The following is a 19,253-nucleotide window of genomic DNA, read 5'->3' on the forward strand; positions in this document are numbered from 1 at the left end:
CTTCGAAGGTTCGAATCCTTCTTCCACCACCAAAGCACTAAGATTATTCTTAGTGCTTTTTTATTTTAAGCTATTAATTTGAAGAATATGTAATATACTATATTGAAATTATAAATAATAATTAAGGTATAACATGTTTTTGAAAATAAAAAGAGTAATGATTTCTAACTATTATTATGAGAAAATACAAGAGTTAATTAAAAATAAATATATATAATATAATAAGTTCAATAGAAATCGATTAAATTTAAAGTTAATTTTAAAATATTTATATATTTAATTAAAATAATATAATATATAAATATTGACTATTAAAAATCTATATGTTAAAATCGCTATTAGTAAAATAATTAAATAAAGAAGCTCTTATCAAGAGAGGTGGAGGGAGACGGCCCTATGAAGCCCAGCAACCTACAAATGCTTTAAGTTAAAGTGTTGTGTGTGGTGCTAATTCCAGTAGTTTATTCTACAAGATAAGAAAGATTAGAATACAATCTCTTCTTATCGAAGGGTTTTTTTTATTGTCAAAAATAGTAGAAAATTCGGAGGAAAAAAGAATGAGAAGATTATTTACATCAGAATCAGTTACAGAAGGACATCCAGATAAAATTTGTGACCAAATTTCAGATTCAGTATTAGATGCTATATTAGAAAAGGATCCACATGCTAGAGTTGCTTGTGAAACATGCACAACTACTGGTATGGTAATGGTTATGGGAGAAATCTCAACTAATTGTTATGTTGATATTCCTAAGGTTGTTAGAGAAACAATTAGAGAAATAGGATATGATAGAGCTAAATATGGCTTTGACTGTGATACATGTTCAGTAATGACAACTATAGATGAACAATCAGGAGATATCGCTATGGGTGTTGATGAAGCACTTGAATCAAGACAAGGGGAAAAAGATGAGGTTGAAGCAGTAGGTGCTGGAGACCAAGGTATGATGTTTGGATACGCTACAAATGAAACAGAAGAATTTATGCCAACTCCAATAGCTATGGCTCATAGACTTTCAAGAAGACTTACAGAAGTGAGAAAGGATGGAACATTATCATATTTAAGACCAGACGGAAAAACTCAAGTTACAGTTGAATATGAAAATGACAAACCAAAAAGAATAGATACTATAGTAATCTCAACTCAACATGATGAGTGCGCTACTTTAGAGCAAATTCAAGCTGATTTAAGAGAACATGTTATAAAAGCTGTAATTCCAGCAGAATTATTAGATGAAAATACAAGATATTTCATAAACCCAACAGGAAGATTCGTTGTTGGTGGACCACAAGGAGATAGCGGATTAACAGGAAGAAAAATAATTGTTGATACATACGGTGGAATGGGAAGACACGGTGGTGGAGCATTCTCAGGAAAAGATGCAACTAAAGTTGATAGATCAGCAGCATATGCAGCAAGATGGGTTGCTAAAAACTTAGTAGCAGCAGGAGTAGCTGATAAATTAGAAATACAATTAGCTTATGCTATTGGAGTTGCAAAACCAGTATCAATTCAAGTAGATACATTTGGAACTGGAAAGATAGATGAAGCTACTATAGTTGATATAGTAGAAAAAGTGTTTGACTTAAGACCAGGTGCTATAATAAGAGACTTAGACTTAAGAAGACCAATATATAAGCAAACAGCAGCTTATGGACATTTCGGAAGAACTGATGTTAAACTTCCATGGGAAGAATTAAATAAAGTAGAAGAAATAAAAAAAATATTATAATTTTTAAAAGATGCCAAATATTTGGCATCTTTTTTTATATACAGGAAGTATAAAATTATATTTTATTATTTTGAAATAAAACTTTTTAAGTTTGGAAATTCACAAGTATAGCAATCGATACTTTTTAGAAAATTTAAGCATTCTTCAATATTATGTTTTAGTGTTAAGCCTCTTTCTTCTAATAATTCTATTAAATTCTTATTTTCAAATTCATAATACCTGTAGTATTCTTTAGCTGAATCTTCATATTCTTTAAGAAGATTTTTCTCTTTCAGTTCATTTTTAATTTCTTTACATAAAAAGAAATTGCAAACTGGTGTCCTAAATTGAGGTGGAATAGAGCATCCTTTGCCATCTTCAACAAAAGGGCAAGCTTTAAAATGGATAGATAAATCTGTTCCTTTAAATAAATTACTTTTAGTATGTTCTCTAAACTTTTCAAAGTTAACTTTATCAAAATATCCAACTGCTTGAATATAATAATTAAAAATTTTTATATTTTTATTTTCTAATATTTTTTTAATAACTAATTGACCTTCTTTAGATTTATTCATTCTTTGTAAGTCAAATAAATTGAACTTAGGGATAATAGAAACAACATCCTCTATGTTTAAATTTACATAAACTTTCTGCGATAGCACTATGACAATCATAACATTTATCACAAAAATATCTAGGAATTTTCTCATCAGATTTTACACATAAAATCATAACAATAATACACCTTCTTTAATTAGTTTATAGAATAATTTATTTTAATTATTATTAAAGTAAGTATAAGATAAAAGTTTGTATTTTCCATAAAATAACTGTGGATATAAAGTTAAATATCCATATGAATTATTTTGACTGAAAATGATTGACTTTGAATGAAAATGGATGTATTATATAGACAAAGAGGTGATGTAAATGTTATCCGAAGAAAGATTTGAACGAATCTTGAAACTTTTAGAAGAAAAAAACACAATTACAGTCACAGAATTAGTTAAAGAATTGGATACTTCTGAATCTACAATAAGAAGGGATTTAAATCATTTAGATAAAATGAAAAAGCTTAAAAAAGTTCATGGTGGTGCAAAGTCAATAACTAGAACTTATGAAACTAAAGATGATGAAGTGATTGTAAGACAAGGTTTAAATGTAGATGAAAAAATAAAAATAGCTAAATATGCAGCAAGTCTTATAAACGAAAATGATTTTGTTTATATAGATGCTGGTACTACAACAGAACTTATGACAGATTACATAACAGAAAATAGAGCAATATATATAACAAATGGAATAGCACATGCTAAAAAATTAATTCAAAAAAAATGTAAAGTATATATAATTGGTGGAGAATTAAAATTATCTACAGAAGCAATAATAGGAGTTGAAGCTATAGATAGTTTAAAGAAGTACAACTTTACTAAAGGTTTTTTTGGAACAAATGGAATAGATAAAGATTCAGGATTTACAACTCCTGATATACAAGAGGCATTAGTTAAAAGAGAAGCTGTAAATAGAAGCAATGAAGCTTATATACTTGCAGATGATTCAAAGTTTGAACATATATCAGCAGTTACATTCGCAGAAATAGATAGAGCTACAGTAATTACAACAAATCTTAAACATCAAGAGTTTAAGAAATATGCAGAAATATTGGAGGATAACTAAAGATGATATATACTATGACATTTAATCCATCATTAGATTATATAATGAAGGTTAAAGAGTTTGACTTAGGAATGGTAAATAGAACATATGAAGAAGCAATATTTCCAGGAGGAAAGGGAATAAATGTTTCAATAGTACTTGGAAATTTAGGGATAGAAAATAAAGCATTTGGTTTTATAGCAGGTTTCACTGGAGAAGAAATAGAAAAAAGAGTTAAAAATTCTGGATGTATAGCAGAATTTATAAAACTAAAAGAAGGAATTTCAAGAATAAATGTTAAGCTTAAAAGCAAAGAAGAAAGTGAAATAAATGCTCAAGGACCTAAAATTGATGAAGAATCAATAGAAAGTTTATATAAAAAACTAGATGAAATAAAGAATGGTGATATTTTAGTACTAGCTGGAAGTATTCCAAATACACTTCCATCAGATATGTATGAAAATGTTATGAAATATTTAAAAGATAAAGATATAAAAGTTATAGTAGATGCAACAAAAGATTTATTATTAAATGTACTTAAATATAAACCTTTCTTAATAAAACCAAATAAACATGAACTTGAGGAAATGTTCAATGTTTCAATAAATTCAGAGGATGAAATAATTAAGTATGCTAAAAAACTTCAAGATATGGGAGCGGTTAATGTACTTATATCAATGGCAGGTGATGGAGCAATACTTATAAGTGAAAATGGAGATGTATTGAAGCATAAGGCCCCAAAAGGAGAAGTTAAAAATTCAGTTGGAGCTGGGGATTCAATGGTTGCAGGATTTACTGCTGGATATATTATGAAAGAAAATTATAAAGATGCATTAAAATATGGAATAGCTACAGGAAGTGCAAGTGCATTTTCAGAAGACTTAGCAACTAAAGAAAAAGTAAAAGAAATACTTGAAATGATAAGTTAAAAAGAAGGAGGAAACGTTATGCGTATTATAGACCTTTTAAAAGTTGAAGGAATTGAATTAGATTCAAAAGTAACTTCAAAACAAGAAGCATTAGATAAATTAGTTCACCTTATGGACAAAGAGGGAAACCTACTAAATAAGGAAGTTTATAAAGAAGCAGTGCTTAAAAGAGAAGAATTAAGTACAACTGGTATTGGTGAGGGAATAGCAATACCTCATGGTAAATCAAAGGGAGTAAAAAATGCAGGACTTAGTTCAATAGTTGTAAAGAATGGAGTAGATTTTGACTCATTAGATGGACAGCCAGCAAAATTATTTTTTATGATAGCAGCACCAGAGGAAGCAAATAATTTACATCTTGATGTGCTTGCAAGATTATCAACAATATTAATGGATGAAGAGTTTAGAAATAAACTTATAAATGCAAGTAGTAAAGAAGAATATTTAAAACTTATAGATGATAAAGAAAAAGAAAAGTTTGAAACAGAGGAAAAAGAAGAAAAGAGCGAAGATGGATATAAAGTATTAGCAGTTACTGCATGTCCAACTGGTATTGCTCATACTTATATGGCTGCAGAGAGTTTAGAAGAAAAGGCTAAGCAAATGGGAGTCTCAATAAAGGTTGAAACAAATGGTTCAGGTGGAGCTAAAAATGTTTTAACAAAAGAAGAAATTGAAAAAGCAGAATGTATAATAGTAGCAGCAGATAAAAATGTTGATATGGCAAGATTTGATGGAAAGAGATTAATAAAAACTAAAGTTGCAAACGGAATTCATAAAGCAACAGAACTTATTGAAGAAGCAACAAGTGGAAAAGCTCCAATATATCATGCTGATAAAAAAGCTGAAGGCGGAGATGAAAGTATAGAAAAAGAAGGTGTTGGACATATAATATACAAACACTTAATGAATGGGGTATCACATATGTTACCATTTGTTATAGGTGGAGGTATACTTATAGCATTAGCATTCTTATTTGATGATTATAGCATAAACCCAGCAAACTTTGGTATGAATACACCATTTGCAGCATTCTTGAAAACTGTTGGTGGAACAGCATTTGCATTTATGTTACCAGTACTTGCTGGATACATCGCAATGAGTATTGGAGATAGACCAGCTTTAGCAGTAGGTTTTGTTGGCGGTATGCTTGCTAATGAAGGTGGATCAGGTTTCTTAGGAGCCTTACTTGCTGGATTTATTGCAGGATATTTAGTAGTTTTCTTAAAGAAAATATTTAGTAAATTACCAGAAGATTTAGAAGGTTTAAAACCAGTTTTATTATATCCATTCTTTGGAATACTTTTAATTGGTGCGATTATAATATTCTTAATAAATCCACCTGTATCAGCTATAAATGCAGGATTAACTAACACTTTAAACTCAATGGGTGAAAGTAGTAAAGTTGTACTTGGTATAGTACTTGGAGGAATGATGGCAATTGATATGGGAGGTCCTATAAACAAAGCAGCTTACGTATTTGGAACAGCAGGACTTGCTAGTGGTCAATTTGATATAATGGCAGCAGTAATGGTTGGAGGTATGGTTCCACCACTTGCAATTGCATTATGTACTACATTCTTCAAAAATAGATTCACAAAAAGAGAAAGACAATCAGGTATTACTAACTATGTAATGGGATTATCATTTATAACAGAAGGTGCAATACCATTTGCAGCATCAGATCCATTAAGAGTTATACCAGCTTGTGTTGTTGGATCAGCAGTAGCAGGAGGACTTTCAATGATGTTTGGTTGTTCACTTAGAGCACCACATGGTGGAATATTTGTAGTACCTGTTATAGGAAATCCATTAGGATATTTAATAGCATTAGTTGTAGGATCAATAGTAGGAATGATCTTATTAGCTATATTAAAGAAACCTATTAAAGAAAATGCTTAGATTTTAAATATAAAAAGAGATACTATTAATTTAGTATCTCTTTTTTTTATAATAAATTATAAAATTTATTAGTTATTTAAATTAAAAATATATTATTAAGCTTCATGTACAACTTTTCCGTTTACTATAACTTTTTTAATATTTATATTATCATCGAAAATTATTAAATCAGCATCATAGCCTTCTTTAATAATACCTTTTCTATCTTCTACTTTACAATGTTTTGCTCCATTATAAGTGGCCATTTTAACAACTTCATATAATGGATAATCTGAGTTTTCATATACATTTTTTACTGCTTTATCAAGAGTTAATATAGATCCTGCAAGTGAACCGGATAATATTCTAGCAGCACCATCTGAAACTTTAACTTCTTGACCACCTAATGAATAAGTACCATCTGGCATGCCACAAGCCATCATAGCATCTGTTATTAAAAGAACTTTATCAGTTCCTTTTTGTTTATATGCAACTCTAAGAGCAGGGTATGATATATGTATACCATCAGATATAGTTTCAGTTGTGATATCAGTATCGAAAGTCGCACCAACAACTCCAGGAGCTCTGTGAGTAAATGGAGTCATAGCATTAAAAAGATGTGTTGAGTGAGAGCATCCACATTTAATTCCTTCAACAGCTTCTTCATAAGTAGCCTTTGTATGACCTATTGAGCAAAGAACTCCTTTATCACTTAAATATTTGATAAGCTCTTTAGCTCCAGGAACTTCAGGAGCAATTGTTATAGAAACTACTGCATCTTCACAATCTCCAACCATTTTATTATATGTTTCAACAGATGGAACTTGTAAAAAGTTTGGGTTTTGAGCTCCAATAGCATTTGGACTTATAAATGGTCCTTCAAGGTGTGCACCTAGTACGTTTGCACCATCTGTACCATTAAGTTTAGCTTCTTTAATAGCTGACATAGATTTTCTTATAGCTTCAACAGCAACAGTCATAGTTGTTGGAGTAAAAGAAGTTGTACCAAATTTACAAATAGTTTTTGCAATTTCGTTTATAGCTTCATATGTTCCATCCATAGTATCGTATCCACCAGCACCGTGAATATGAACATCTATGAAGCCAGGAGCGAGATACATTCCTTTAGCATCAATAATTTCAGCATCTTGTACATTTTTTGGATTTATTTCTTTGATTTTACCCTTTTCTATTAAAACTGATCCATTTTCTATTCTATCTAAGAAAATTATATTACAATTTGTTATTAACATATAAGCACCTCCATATTTCTCATCTTAAATTACATAAAATATATGTTAAATTTTCTATGATATAATTATATATTATACAGGGAAAAATAAAAATAACTTATATGGAAGATTTGGAGAAAAAGTATGGAAAAAATTATTGGCTTTGTTGAAGCGATTGTTTTTAGAGGAGAAGATACTGGTTATACAGTTGCAAAAATAAATATGAATAATGAGACCATAACAGCTGTTGGAACAGTACCGTTTATGAAAGAAGGTCAAAATGTAAAGATAGAAGGTGACTGGATAGTTCATAAGCAGTTTGGTAAACAATTTAAAATAGAAGAATTTGAAGAAATACTTCCAACTTCAGTAGAAGCTATAGAAAAATATTTAAGTGCAGGAATAATATATGGAATAGGTCCTGTAACTGCTAAAAAGATAGTTAAGCATTTTGGCGAAGAAACTTTTGAAATTTTAGAAAACAATATAGAAAGACTTATGGAAATAGAGGGTATAGGACAAAAGAAATTTAGAATTATATATGAATCATATATAGAACAAAAAGATTTAAAAGATATAATAATGTTTTTTCAGTCACATGGAGTAACAAACAATCAATGTATAAAAATATATAAAAAATTTGGTCCAGATGCCAGGAAAATAGTTTCAGATAATCCGTACATATTATGCAAAGAAATATCAGGGATTGGTTTTAAGACAGCAGATAAAATTGCTATGAGTTTAGGTATAGAGGCTGAATCGCCATTTAGAGTGAAAAGTGGAATTGAGTATGTAATAAATAAGTTTTGTGCATCAGGAAATACATATATGCCTAAGGATAAATTAATTAAAGATTCTTGTGATACATTAGTTGTTAAAGAAAGTATAGTAGAGGAAAATATATATAATTCAGTTCTTGAAAATAGAATTATAGCAGAAAAAATAAATGAAGAAGAAGCAGTATTTACATTACCGTATTATTATTGTGAACTTGGAATAACTAATAAAATAGTTACTCTTGGTATAGAAAATTTTCGAACTATAAACACTGATGTTGAATATGAAATAGAGTTATTTGAAAAGAAATATAATATAGAACTTGCTAAATCTCAAAAAGAAGCAATAGTTGCAGCTTTTTCAGAGGGAATAGAAATAATAACTGGTGGACCAGGTACAGGTAAAACCACAATAATAAAATGTATATTAGATATATATGAGAAAAATGGTATGAAGGTTTTACTTGGAGCACCTACAGGAAGAGCTGCAAAGAGAATGAGTGAGTCTACAGGAAGAGAAGCAAAAACTATACATAGACTACTTGATATGGGAGTGCAAGGAGATGATGAGGATGATAAGTCAGTATTTTCAAAAGGTGAATCAGATCCGCTTCAGGCAGATGTAATAATTGTAGATGAGGCATCAATGATTGATGTAATGTTAATGTATAATTTATTAAAAGCAATAAAGCTTGGAACTAGAATAATAATTGTTGGAGATGTTGATCAATTGCCATCAGTTGGTCCAGGTAATGTACTAAAAGATTTGATAAATAGTGGGCTTATAAAAGTTGTTAGATTAAAAGAAATATTTAGACAAGGTGCTGAAAGTCTAATTACAGTAAATGCACATAGAATTAATAATGGAGAAATGCCATATCTTAATAAAAAAGGAAATGATTTTTATTTCATAAAGGAAGAAAGTACTCAAAGTATATTAAATACAATTATTGATTTAATAAATAGAAGATTACCTAAATTCAATAGTAAATGGGATAGATTAAAAGATATACAAGTACTTACACCTATGAGAAAAGGAACTCTTGGAGTAAATAATGTAAATGAAAAAATTCAATCAATATTAAATCCTAAGGCAGATTATAAAAAAGAAAAGAAAGTTAAGGAAATGATATTTAGAGAAGGGGATAAAGTTATGCAAATTAAGAATAATTATTCCCTAAAATGGACGAGAATATCAGGTGAGGGAGAACCAGAAGGTGTTGGAGTTTTTAATGGTGATATGGGATTTATTGAATCTATAGATGAAGAAGAAAAAATAATAACAGTAATTTTTGATGATGAAAGAAGAGTTAAATATGACTATGTGTATTTAGATGAATTAGAGTTAGCTTATGCTATAACAATTCATAAAAGCCAAGGAAGTGAATTTAAAGTAGTTATATTACCTTCATTTATGGGATCTCCTGTTCTTATGAATAGAAATCTTTTGTACACTGGAATAACAAGAGCAAAGGAACTTGTTGTAGTTGTAGGCATGCCAAAAGGGTTGAAATTTATGGTAAGTAATACAAAGAGTATGGATAGATATTCAGCTCTTAATTATAGAATAAAAGACATAATAGCTAACGATATCATAGAAAATGAAGATTAGAGGGTGGTCAATGTGGCTAAAATTGCCGAAAAAGAAATTAGTTTTATTAATAAGAAAATAATTAATTTTTTAAACAGTAATGATGAATTATTGACTATAATAAACAAACCGCTTCATGGAAATGAAATTTTATATGATGTAATAAAAGAATCTATAGTAAATAAAAAAGGTAAAGTTTTATATTTATTTGGAGGAGATAAAGTAGATAAAAATATAATATCCTATATAAATATAAAAGAGTCATACTATACATTTACAAAAGATGACTTAGAAAATAAAAATTTAGTGTTTATGAACTTAAAATATTTATATAACTTAAATAAGTATTATGATCTTATATTAATAGACGATATAAGCAACTATTTGAATATAACAAGAGAAAATTTTAAGTGTTTATATAAAAAATTAAAGAAGTATTGTAAAAAAATAATATTATATTCTAGTATAAATTATAGTGATATAAAACCTATATATGTAAATGATGATGAAATATTAAGAGAGCCAAGAGTAATATCAACAAGAATAGATTTAAGATATGATATACCATACATTTTATATGAATACATATTGTGGTTTAAAAATAATAACAAAAATATAGTTATATATGTTCCGTATAAAGAAGAAGTAGATATGGTTTATGAATATTACACAAAAAAAGTAATATTAAAAGGAACTAAAATATTAAAAGGTTCTTATAAAAAATCAAAAAATACTGCATTAAATTTAAAAGATAAGTCAACATTTCTAATAACAAACAATATTGAAGAAATATTAGAATCCAAAAATATAAACGGAATAATAGTTATTTGTGCTGATGATAAAAATATAGATCACAAAAAAATATTATTTATGTGTGGAAAAGTTTCTTTAAATAAAGATGAATTCTCAGAAGTTATATTAGCATGTAGAGAAGAAAATGAAGAAATTGAAATTTCTAAAAAAATAACTAGGGAGTTTAATAAGAAATTATGGAAAGAAGAATATTTAAGTTATTAGAGCATTTAAAAGAAAGTATACTAGATATAATATTTGAAAGTCCCTACAGATGCATAGTATGTAATGAAGTAGAGGCAGATGGAATATGTGACGAGTGTATAAAAACTATTCGTCTATGCACAGAAGATGAGTATTATGGATATTATAAAGGCGCACTTAAAAAGCTAATATACTTATTTAAATTTAAGAAAGATTTTTTAGCGGGTGATATATTAGTAAATATGCTAGAGACAAAAATAAAAAATATAGATAAAGATTATATATTAACTTATATACCTATAGGAAAAGAATCTATGAAAAAAAGAGGATTTAACCAGTGTGAATATATAGCTAAAAAATTATCTAAAAAATTAGATTTAGGGTATAAAGAAACAATAATACAATGCAAGGATACAAAAATTCAAAAAGAATTAAGTAGAAGTGAAAGAAGAGAAAATATAAAAGATTCTTTTAAAGTTAAAGATGTAAATTATATAAAAGGAAAGAAATTTATACTTATTGATGATGTAGTTACAACAGGTGCAACTATTGAAGAAGGAATAAAAGTTTTAAAAGAAAATGGAGCTATTAAAATAAAAATATTGACTATTGCCAAAAGTCGTATATAATATTAATGTAAAGTTAGGTCTGTGGTTGAAAGTCGATGCCAGTCGCAGGCAAAACGATCCACATAAGCTAGACAAAGTTCTAGTGAGCATGGTGCGGTATAGAAGTAAGTCCTACCAAGAAATTTACTTGAGAGGGTTAGTAGTGAGAGGTTAAATCCGGGTAGCGAAATCTCCAGTAGGCGAGTGTGGGGGCAAAAACCAGGTCAGCTAACTTTGCTAAAAATAATCCATATTAAAGTGATGAAAAACATCATTTTAATATGGATTATTTTTTTATGAAAAAATTATGTAAAAACTAAAAAATGAAATGTAAAATAAACAAAAAAGAATTTTCAGTAAATTCAGAAAATTAACTTGTCTTAACAAAATAAAAGTAGTAAAATAAATATATAAAATAAATAAAAATTTTAAGTCTTCTAATTGAACTTAAATGTATTGAGAGGAGCTGGACTTATGAAAGTAACAGTTGTAACAAAAAACATTGAATTAACTCCTGCTTTAAAAGATATGGTAGAGAAGAAAGTTTCAAAGCTTGATAAATACTTTGAAGGTGATGTAAATGCTAAGGCTACGCTATCAGTTCAAAAGAACAGACATAGAATAGAAGTAGCTATACCTTTCAATGGGATTTTACTTAGAGCTGAGGAAATAACTGAAGATATGTATAAATCAATAGATAAGGTAGAAGACAAGTTAGAAAGACAAATAAGAAAACAAAGAACTAAACTTGCAAGAAAGCAAAATAATTCATTAAGATTCTCAGAACTTGCAGCAGATATTCATGAAGACGAACACCAAGGTGAAGTCGTAAAAACAAAAAAATTCGCTGTTAAGCCAATGGATGTTGAAGAAGCCATTTTGCAAATGGAACTTATAGGACATAATTTCTTCGTTTATAAAGATGCTGAAACTAATGAAATAAGCGTATTATACAAGAGAAAAGATGGAGATTATGGATTATTAGAACCAGAATATAAGTAAAACATAAAATTTAATAAGTAAATCATAGACTCTATAAAGAAGGTGAAACTTCTTTATAGAGCTTTTTAATTTTAAAAAATATTAATAAAAGCTTAGAAAGTTGAAATATATTAATTAAAAATGGTATAATTTATAAATGTATACTAATATATAAATAGAAAAATACTAGTACTTACTTATAGTGTTTGAAAGGATGAATATATGGGAATATTTAAAGCCTTATTTGGCTCATATAGTGAAAGAGAAGTAAAAAGAATAAAACCGTTAGTTGATAAAATAGAAAGTTTAGATTCAGCGATGGGAGCATTAAGCGATGAAGAACTTAGAGGAAAAACAGAAGAATTTAAAGAGAGATATAAAAATGGAGAGTCATTAGATGATTTACTACCTGAAGCATTTGCAGTTGTTAAAGAAGCTTCATGGAGAGTATTAAATATGAAGCATTATAGAGAGCAATTAATAGGAGGAATAGTACTTCATCAAGGTAGAATTGCAGAAATGAAAACTGGTGAAGGTAAAACATTAGTTGCAACACTTCCTGCATATTTAAATGCAATATCAGGAGATGGAGTTCATGTAATTACAGTTAATGATTACTTAGCTGCCAGAGATAGAGAGTGGATGGGTCAAGTTTATGAATTCTTAGGATTAACAACAGGCGTTATAGTTCATGATTTAAACAATAATCAAAGAAGAGAGGCATATAATGCTGATATAACATACGGAACTAATAATGAATTTGGATTTGATTATTTAAGAGATAACATGGTTGTTTACAAAGAAGAAAGAGTTCAAAGAGGACTTAACTTTGTAATAGTGGATGAGGTTGACTCAATTCTTATAGATGAGGCTAGAACTCCTCTTATAATTTCAGGTGCTGGAGAGAAATCAACAGAGTTTTATAAAGTTGCAGATTATTTTGTAAAAACTTTAGTTGAAGAAAAAGATTATACTATAGATGAAAAAGCAAATGCTGCTATGCTTACAGAAGAAGGTATAGAAAAAGCAGAAAAAGCATTTAAAGTTGAAAACTATGCAGATGCTGAAAATATGCAATTACAACACTATGTAACTCAAGCATTAAAAGCTAATTATGTAATGAAACGTGATAAAGATTATATGGTTAAAGATGGAGAAGTTATAATAGTTGATGAATTTACAGGAAGACTTATGGAAGGTAGAAGATATTCAGATGGTCTTCACCAAGCTATTGAAGCTAAAGAAGGGGTTAAAATAGCAAGAGAATCAAAAACTTTAGCGACAATAACATTCCAAAATTATTTCAGAATGTACAATAAATTATCAGGTATGACAGGTACTGCTTTAACAGAAGAAAATGAATTTAGAGAAATTTATGGATTAGATGTTATTGTAGTTCCAACACATAGACCAATTCAAAGAGTTGATAATGATGATATAGTATATAAAACAGCTAGTGGAAAATATAATGCTATAGTTGATGAAATAGAAAAAGCTCATGCTAAAGGTCAACCAGTACTTGTTGGTACATCAAGTATAGAAAAATCAGAAATAATATCAGCTCTTTTAAAGAAAAAGGGAATTAAGCATAAAGTCTTAAATGCTAAATACCATGAGCAAGAAGCTGAGATTATTGCTGATGCAGGAGAAGTTGGATCAGTAACTATAGCAACAAACATGGCTGGTAGAGGTACTGATATTAAACTAGGAGAAGGTGCATTAGAAGTTGGTGGACTTAAAATAATTGGTACTGAAAGACATGAATCAAGAAGAATAGATAATCAGCTTAGAGGACGTTCAGGAAGACAAGGAGATATTGGGGAATCAACATTCTTCGTTTCATTAGAAGATGATTTAATGAGAATATTTATGTCAGAAAAAACACATGCTATGGTTGATAAGCTTGGTTTAGAAGAAGATGATGCAATTGAGAGTAAAATAATAACAAGATCAATAGAAAGTGCTCAAAAGAAAGTTGAAGGACATAACTTTGACATAAGAAAAAATCTGTTAGGTTATGACGATGTTATGAATATGCAAAGAGAAGTCATATACAAACAAAGAAGTCAAGTTCTTGAAGGTGAAAACTTAAAAGAACAAGTTGAAGAAATGATAAAAGAAGTAATAAGTGATGCAGTTGATTCACATATTACAGGATCTGAAGATAATTATGAAAAAGAATTTAAAAATTTAATTCTTTATTTAGATGATATATGCCTTCCAGCAAATAGAATAACGATTGATGATTTATTAGACCTTTCAAATGATGAAATAAAAGAAAAACTTACTAATATTGCATTAGAAATATATAAAGGCAAAGAAGATGAATTTGGAGAAGAAAAACTTAGAGAAATAGAAAGAGTTGTACTTCTTAAAAATGTTGATATAAAATGGATGGATCATATTGATAACATGGATCACTTAAAGCAAGGTATTGGACTTAGAGCATTTAAGCAACAAGATCCAGTTCAAGCATATCAAGTTGAAGGTAGTGCTATGTTTGATGAAATGATCGAAGCTATAAAAATAGATACTGTTAAGTATTTATTCCATGTCCAAATGGAAAAAGCACCAGAAGAAAGAGAAAGAGTTGCTAAGGAAACACAAGCAGTTCATGCTGGTGGTGGAGAAGGAGAAAGCTCTAAAAAAAGAGAGCCAGTAAGAAAAGAAGTAACAGTTGGAAGAAATGAACCTTGCCCATGTGGAAGTGGAAAGAAATTTAAAAATTGTTGTGGTAGAGAAGTATAAAGTTTAAAATTATGGGCATCGTTATTTCAAATAACGATGCTCTTTAAGATTATAAAGATAGAGGTGATTTTATATGAGAATAGAACTTGAAAAAGCATTATCTAAAATGCCAAGTTTGAAGTCAAAAATAGATGAAATGAGGGCTTCACTTTGACAAGGAAGTTTTAGAGAAGCAAATTCAAGAATTAGATCTTAAAATGCAAGAATCAGGATTTTGGGATGATATAAAAAAAGCTGAAGAAGTAACAAAAGAAAGTAAATTTTTAAAATCAAGATTAGAAAGATTTAATTTATTAGAACGAAAAATAGAAGACATAGAAGTTTTAAATGAAATTATGGAAGAAGATGATGATGAATCAATAAATGAAATAATTTCAGAAATAAAGGAATTAGATAAATTAGCTGAAGAATATAGAATAGAAATAATGTTATCAGGCGAATATGATAAAAATGATGTAATACTTACGCTTCATGTTGGAGTAGGTGGTACTGATGCCAATGATTGGACGGAAATGCTTTTAAGAATGTATACAAGATGGTGTGAAAAAAAAGGATTTATAATTGAAACTCTAGATTTAATACAAGGTGATGAAGCTGGTATAAAAAGTGTTACATTAAAAGTAAAAGGTGACTTTGCATATGGATATTTAAAAGCTGAAAAGGGAATTCATAGATTAGTTAGAATATCACCTTATAATGCAAATGGTAAAAGACAAACATCATTTGCATCAGTTGAAGTTTTACCAGAACTTACAAAAGATCAAGATATAGATATTAGAACTGATGATTTAAAAATTGATACTTTTAGAGCAAGTGGAGCTGGTGGACAACATGTTAATAAGACTGAATCAGCAATTAGAATAACTCATATACCAACTGGAATAGTAGTTCAGTGTCAAAATGAAAGAAGCCAATTTGCCAATAAAGATACAGCAATGAACATGTTAAAATCAAAGCTTATTGAATTAAAAGATAGGGCACATAAAGAAAAAATAGAAGACTTAACAGGTGAACTTAAAGATATGGGATGGGGAAGTCAAATAAGATCATATGTATTTCATCCATATAATATGGTTAAAGATCATAGAACTGGAGAAGAAACATCTAATGTTCAGGCAGTTATGGATGGGGAAATTGATTCATTCATAAATGCGTATTTATCAAGTGAATTAAATTAAATTTTATAATTAACTATGGAAGAAGGTATAAAGATGTATAAGGAACAGTTAGAGAAAGAATATTTAAACAAAGAAATAACTTTAAAAGAATTTTGGGAAACTTTTTTTAGTGGAGTATCTTTTAAGGAATTTATTAAAGAAAATAAGATAAATGAAAAAGAAGAAATTGGTGATGAAAAAGTTATAAATTTAGAATATAAGGGTGAAAAATATAAAGTTATACTTTATGTTGAAGAGCTTAGACTTGAAGATTTAAAAGATTGTATATGTAAAATAGAAAATATAAAAGAAATATAAAAATTTAAGGTGAAATTAAAATAATATTTTATGTATTTTAATTTCACCTTTATAATTTAAAAGTTAATTTAATCAAATTTTAAGTTAAAGATTTAATTTTTAATAAATCTAAAAGATTAACATCAAAAACATTTTTGCTTATAATATAAAAGCTATATATTAAAGTTAATGCTGTTAAAAATTTTAGAACTCTATTAAAATATTTTTCTCCATTGGAATTAGTTTTAATAAAGAAAATACTTATATTAGCTTTAATAGGATAAAAAAGCTCTATTCCTTCTTTAGTTAATAAATCAAGAAAAAGGTGAGATATATATCCTAATAAAAAGCCGTAGCACATACTTAAAACTATAATGTTATTATTGCTCGTTTTTATAAAAACTTGAAATGCAAAAAATATAATAAAAACACATATTAGGCTATGAGTAAAACCTCTATGTCTAAATCTTCTTCCAAATAGCCTTGATATAAAAGGATGTCTTTTACTAATAAAAGAACTTTTCATATCTATATCTGGGAAAAGTGAACCAACATAAGAAGTGTAGAAAAATATTATTATAGATAATAATGCATAACCTAAATTATAATTTATTAGATATTTTGTAATAAAAGTATTTAATGTAATAAGAGCAATAAAGAATCCTCCTGATGAATGTGTTTCTCTAGTCATATCTTATAGCACCTTTTAAAATAATTAGTTAATCATAGTATACACATTATAGAGTTATATGCCAAGTATTCCAAAATTTATTTATAAATATTAAGTTGTTTAACGTGAATTTTTATGTTTTTCAAGTTTTTTCAATATTGGATAACTTCCTAGTACCAAAAATAAGATAAATGAAATAGCATGTAAAGTAGAATTAAAGATTAATATTTTATTTTTAGGATAAAGTTCATTAACTAAATAATTATCAACAACTTTGAAAACATTATCAACAGAATCTGTAGAAATATTATCCACTTTATCAAGTGGTGTGTGGATTTTACTAACATCTGAATGAGAAATAGTTAAAGCATCAAAGTCATTATTAATAAAACTTGAATGATCACTTGAATCTTCAAATTTTATATTATAGTCTTCATTTGCTGTTAAGCATATATTTTCAAAGTCTTTAAGTAAAGGTGAAGGCATATCCATGGATTTACCTCCTCTAATAAAAGTAATAGGAAAATTTTTAGCACCTATCATATCAAAATTAATGACCTTTGCATCTTTTAAGGTATCTTTATATTTTGAAGAAAAAACTTTAGAACCTAAAAGACCAAATTCCTCACCATTTAGGGCTACAAATATAATATCTCTATTTGGTTTAGGAAGTGATGATAAATAAGAAGCAAGCTCTAATAAAAAAGCAGTTCCTGATGCATTATCTAAAGCACCACAATATACATTGTTTAAGCAATCTATACCCATATGATCAAAATGTGCTGTTAAAATTAATGGCGGATTTTTGCTATTTTTACCTTCTATTTTTCCAACTACATTAAATGTTTCTGTATTTACTAATTTATAAGGTAATGTTACTGATATTTTTAAATTTTCTTTTAAGCCTTTTAAAAGGTAATCATAAGTCTCGTTTGATATTGCAATTGCAAAAGAAATTGGCGATTCATATACAAAGGAACTTCTAAAATTAAAATTATCTTCTCGGCTAACATAAAATAAAAATATATCACTACCTTTTCTAAAAGAAATAGAAGATGGAGAAATATTTATACTATCTTCTGAAGATAATGTTACATTTGGAACTTTAAAATTAAGCATATCTTCTTTAAAGTCTTTTCCGTATTCAAATTCTTTAAAAACCTTTTTTGAATCAGTTATTTCTAATTTAGCATTTGTGTTATTTTTAACTGGGGTTACTACTTGGAAACTTTCTTTATAGTCATTATCTAATGGCTTAAGGCCTAGAGACTTAAAAGTTTCTGATATGTAGCTTGATACATTATCATTTTCTTTACTTCCGCAAAGTCTTCCTGCAAATTCTTCTGATGAAAGAAATGAAATATTTTCTTTGACGTCTTTTGAATTAAATGAATCAATAGAACATCTTAAAATTAAGAAAGAAATAAAAATAATTGCAGAAATAGCAGTTAATATTTTATAAGCTTTTGACTTCATTAAATTCTCCTAAATAAATTGGTTTAATAAAGTGTATTAAATTTCTGCAATTATTATGATAAAAACAGTATTAAGTTTAAGTTAAGCCTTTTTATAGAGCATATCAACGATTGCATATACAATTGTAAATAATAAGCATATATATATTAAAAAATTAGTCTTAGATTTATAAATTAAAAGCAATCCTCCTAATATAGCAGCAAAAAGAATAACATAATTTATAAATTTATGCATGCCTGCCTTTTTTCCTGTTATAACAGAAACTGATGATATCAATATTAATGATAAAGTTAAAAAAGAAAGAGCTTCTTTCAAAATGTTAGAAAATACTATTATTTTAAAATAGTCAAAGGTTAATAATGTTATAAAAATTATTAATAGCAAAGAAATAACTTTTTGAACTTGAGAATTCATAAAAACACCTCTATTCTGGAAAATATTTACAATTTAAATTATACTAGAACTTACCATAATTACAATATGTAATATTAAGTAAATATTATAAAACAAAAGTTTATTATGATTATAAGTAAGGGTATAATA

16 protein-coding genes and 1 riboswitch are annotated in these 19,253 nt (G+C 27.9%); of the genes, 11 read left to right on the forward strand and 5 right to left on the reverse strand.

The features are described 5' to 3' along the window. The first annotated feature begins 363 nt into the window (after positions 1-363). A riboswitch (SAM riboswitch) is annotated at positions 364-480 on the forward strand. A gap of 77 nt (positions 481-557) precedes the next feature. Then, the gene (metK, locus tag O212_RS0100675) at positions 558-1,733 is read left to right on the forward strand and encodes a methionine adenosyltransferase (RefSeq protein ID WP_024613250.1); all 1,176 of its coding nucleotides are present in this window, start codon (positions 558-560) and stop codon (positions 1,731-1,733) included. 65 nt (positions 1,734-1,798) lie between these two features. On the opposite strand, the gene O212_RS15825 is transcribed toward metK, so the two are convergent. Then, positions 1,799-2,386 carry a hypothetical protein gene (locus tag O212_RS15825; RefSeq protein WP_152524840.1) on the reverse strand — a complete coding sequence of 196 codons (588 nt, stop codon included), beginning with the start codon at positions 2,384-2,386 and terminating at the stop codon, positions 1,799-1,801. Positions 2,387-2,642: 256 nt separating this feature from the next. Here O212_RS15825 and O212_RS0100685 point away from each other — a divergent pair, with 256 nt between their 5' ends. The 3 genes from O212_RS0100685 to O212_RS0100695 are packed head-to-tail and all read left to right on the forward strand — an operon-like array spanning position 2,643 to position 6,199. Beyond that, positions 2,643-3,389 carry a DeoR/GlpR family DNA-binding transcription regulator gene (locus O212_RS0100685; RefSeq protein WP_024613251.1) on the forward strand — a complete coding sequence of 249 codons (747 nt, stop codon included), beginning with the start codon at positions 2,643-2,645 and terminating at the stop codon, positions 3,387-3,389. 2 nt (positions 3,390-3,391) lie between these two features. Then, positions 3,392-4,297, forward strand: coding sequence for a 1-phosphofructokinase (gene pfkB / locus O212_RS0100690; protein ID WP_024613252.1), 906 nt, complete (start codon positions 3,392-3,394; stop codon positions 4,295-4,297). Between the two features lie 18 nt (positions 4,298-4,315). After that, on the forward strand, positions 4,316-6,199 hold the full coding sequence (locus tag O212_RS0100695) for a fructose-specific PTS transporter subunit EIIC (RefSeq protein WP_024613253.1): 1,884 nt from the start codon (positions 4,316-4,318) through the stop codon (positions 6,197-6,199). Positions 6,200-6,294: 95 nt separating this feature from the next. Here the strand turns inward: O212_RS0100695 and nagA are convergent, their stop codons facing one another. After that, complete coding sequence (gene nagA / locus O212_RS0100700; protein WP_024613254.1) at positions 6,295-7,431, reverse strand: N-acetylglucosamine-6-phosphate deacetylase; 1,137 nt, start codon at positions 7,429-7,431, stop codon at positions 6,295-6,297. Between the two features lie 123 nt (positions 7,432-7,554). Here nagA and O212_RS0100705 point away from each other — a divergent pair, with 123 nt between their 5' ends. The 7 genes from O212_RS0100705 (at position 7,555) to O212_RS0100740 (ending at position 16,585) form a co-directional block, all read left to right on the forward strand. Then, the gene (locus O212_RS0100705; RefSeq protein WP_024613255.1) at positions 7,555-9,798 is read left to right on the forward strand and encodes an ATP-dependent RecD-like DNA helicase; all 2,244 of its coding nucleotides are present in this window, start codon (positions 7,555-7,557) and stop codon (positions 9,796-9,798) included. Between the two features lie 12 nt (positions 9,799-9,810). Next, on the forward strand, positions 9,811-10,794 hold the full coding sequence (locus O212_RS0100710; RefSeq protein ID WP_024613256.1) for a hypothetical protein: 984 nt from the start codon (positions 9,811-9,813) through the stop codon (positions 10,792-10,794). Next, complete coding sequence (locus O212_RS0100715) at positions 10,767-11,402, forward strand: phosphoribosyltransferase family protein (protein WP_024613257.1); 636 nt, start codon at positions 10,767-10,769, stop codon at positions 11,400-11,402. Before O212_RS0100710 ends, O212_RS0100715 begins: the two co-directional genes overlap by 28 nt. A gap of 453 nt (positions 11,403-11,855) precedes the next feature. Next, positions 11,856-12,383, forward strand: a complete 528-nt coding sequence (raiA, locus tag O212_RS0100720) for a ribosome-associated translation inhibitor RaiA (RefSeq protein ID WP_024613258.1) — start codon at positions 11,856-11,858, stop codon at positions 12,381-12,383. 201 nt (positions 12,384-12,584) lie between these two features. Beyond that, entirely contained in the window at positions 12,585-15,110 is a 2,526-nt protein-coding gene (secA, locus tag O212_RS0100725; protein WP_024613259.1) for a preprotein translocase subunit SecA, read from the forward strand. A gap of 73 nt (positions 15,111-15,183) precedes the next feature. After that, positions 15,184-16,288 (forward strand): peptide chain release factor 2 gene (prfB, locus tag O212_RS0100735; protein WP_201767151.1). Its coding sequence is split into 2 segments (ribosomal slippage): positions 15,184-15,249 and positions 15,251-16,288, totalling 1,104 coding nucleotides; the frame shifts between segments, so codons are not numbered across the junction. A gap of 33 nt (positions 16,289-16,321) precedes the next feature. Next, positions 16,322-16,585, forward strand: coding sequence for a hypothetical protein (locus O212_RS0100740; protein WP_024613261.1), 264 nt, complete (start codon positions 16,322-16,324; stop codon positions 16,583-16,585). Between the two features lie 79 nt (positions 16,586-16,664). Here O212_RS0100740 and O212_RS0100745 read toward each other — a convergent pair whose 3' ends face one another. The 3 genes from O212_RS0100745 to O212_RS0100755 all read right to left on the reverse strand — a co-directional run bounded on the left by O212_RS0100745 (position 16,665) and on the right by O212_RS0100755 (position 19,124). Then, positions 16,665-17,255, reverse strand: coding sequence for a metal-dependent hydrolase (locus O212_RS0100745; protein ID WP_024613262.1), 591 nt, complete (start codon positions 17,253-17,255; stop codon positions 16,665-16,667). 99 nt (positions 17,256-17,354) lie between these two features. Next, positions 17,355-18,710, reverse strand: coding sequence for a M28 family metallopeptidase (locus O212_RS0100750; RefSeq protein ID WP_024613263.1), 1,356 nt, complete (start codon positions 18,708-18,710; stop codon positions 17,355-17,357). An 81-nt stretch (positions 18,711-18,791) separates the two neighbouring features. Further along, positions 18,792-19,124 (reverse strand): hypothetical protein, encoded by a 333-nt coding sequence (locus O212_RS0100755; RefSeq protein ID WP_024613264.1) that lies wholly within the window; start codon positions 19,122-19,124, stop codon positions 18,792-18,794. Positions 19,125-19,253 lie beyond the last annotated feature (129 nt).

Source organism: Clostridium sp. Ade.TY (assembly GCF_000498355.1).
Classification (GTDB): Bacteria; Bacillota; Clostridia; order Clostridiales; family Clostridiaceae; genus Clostridium.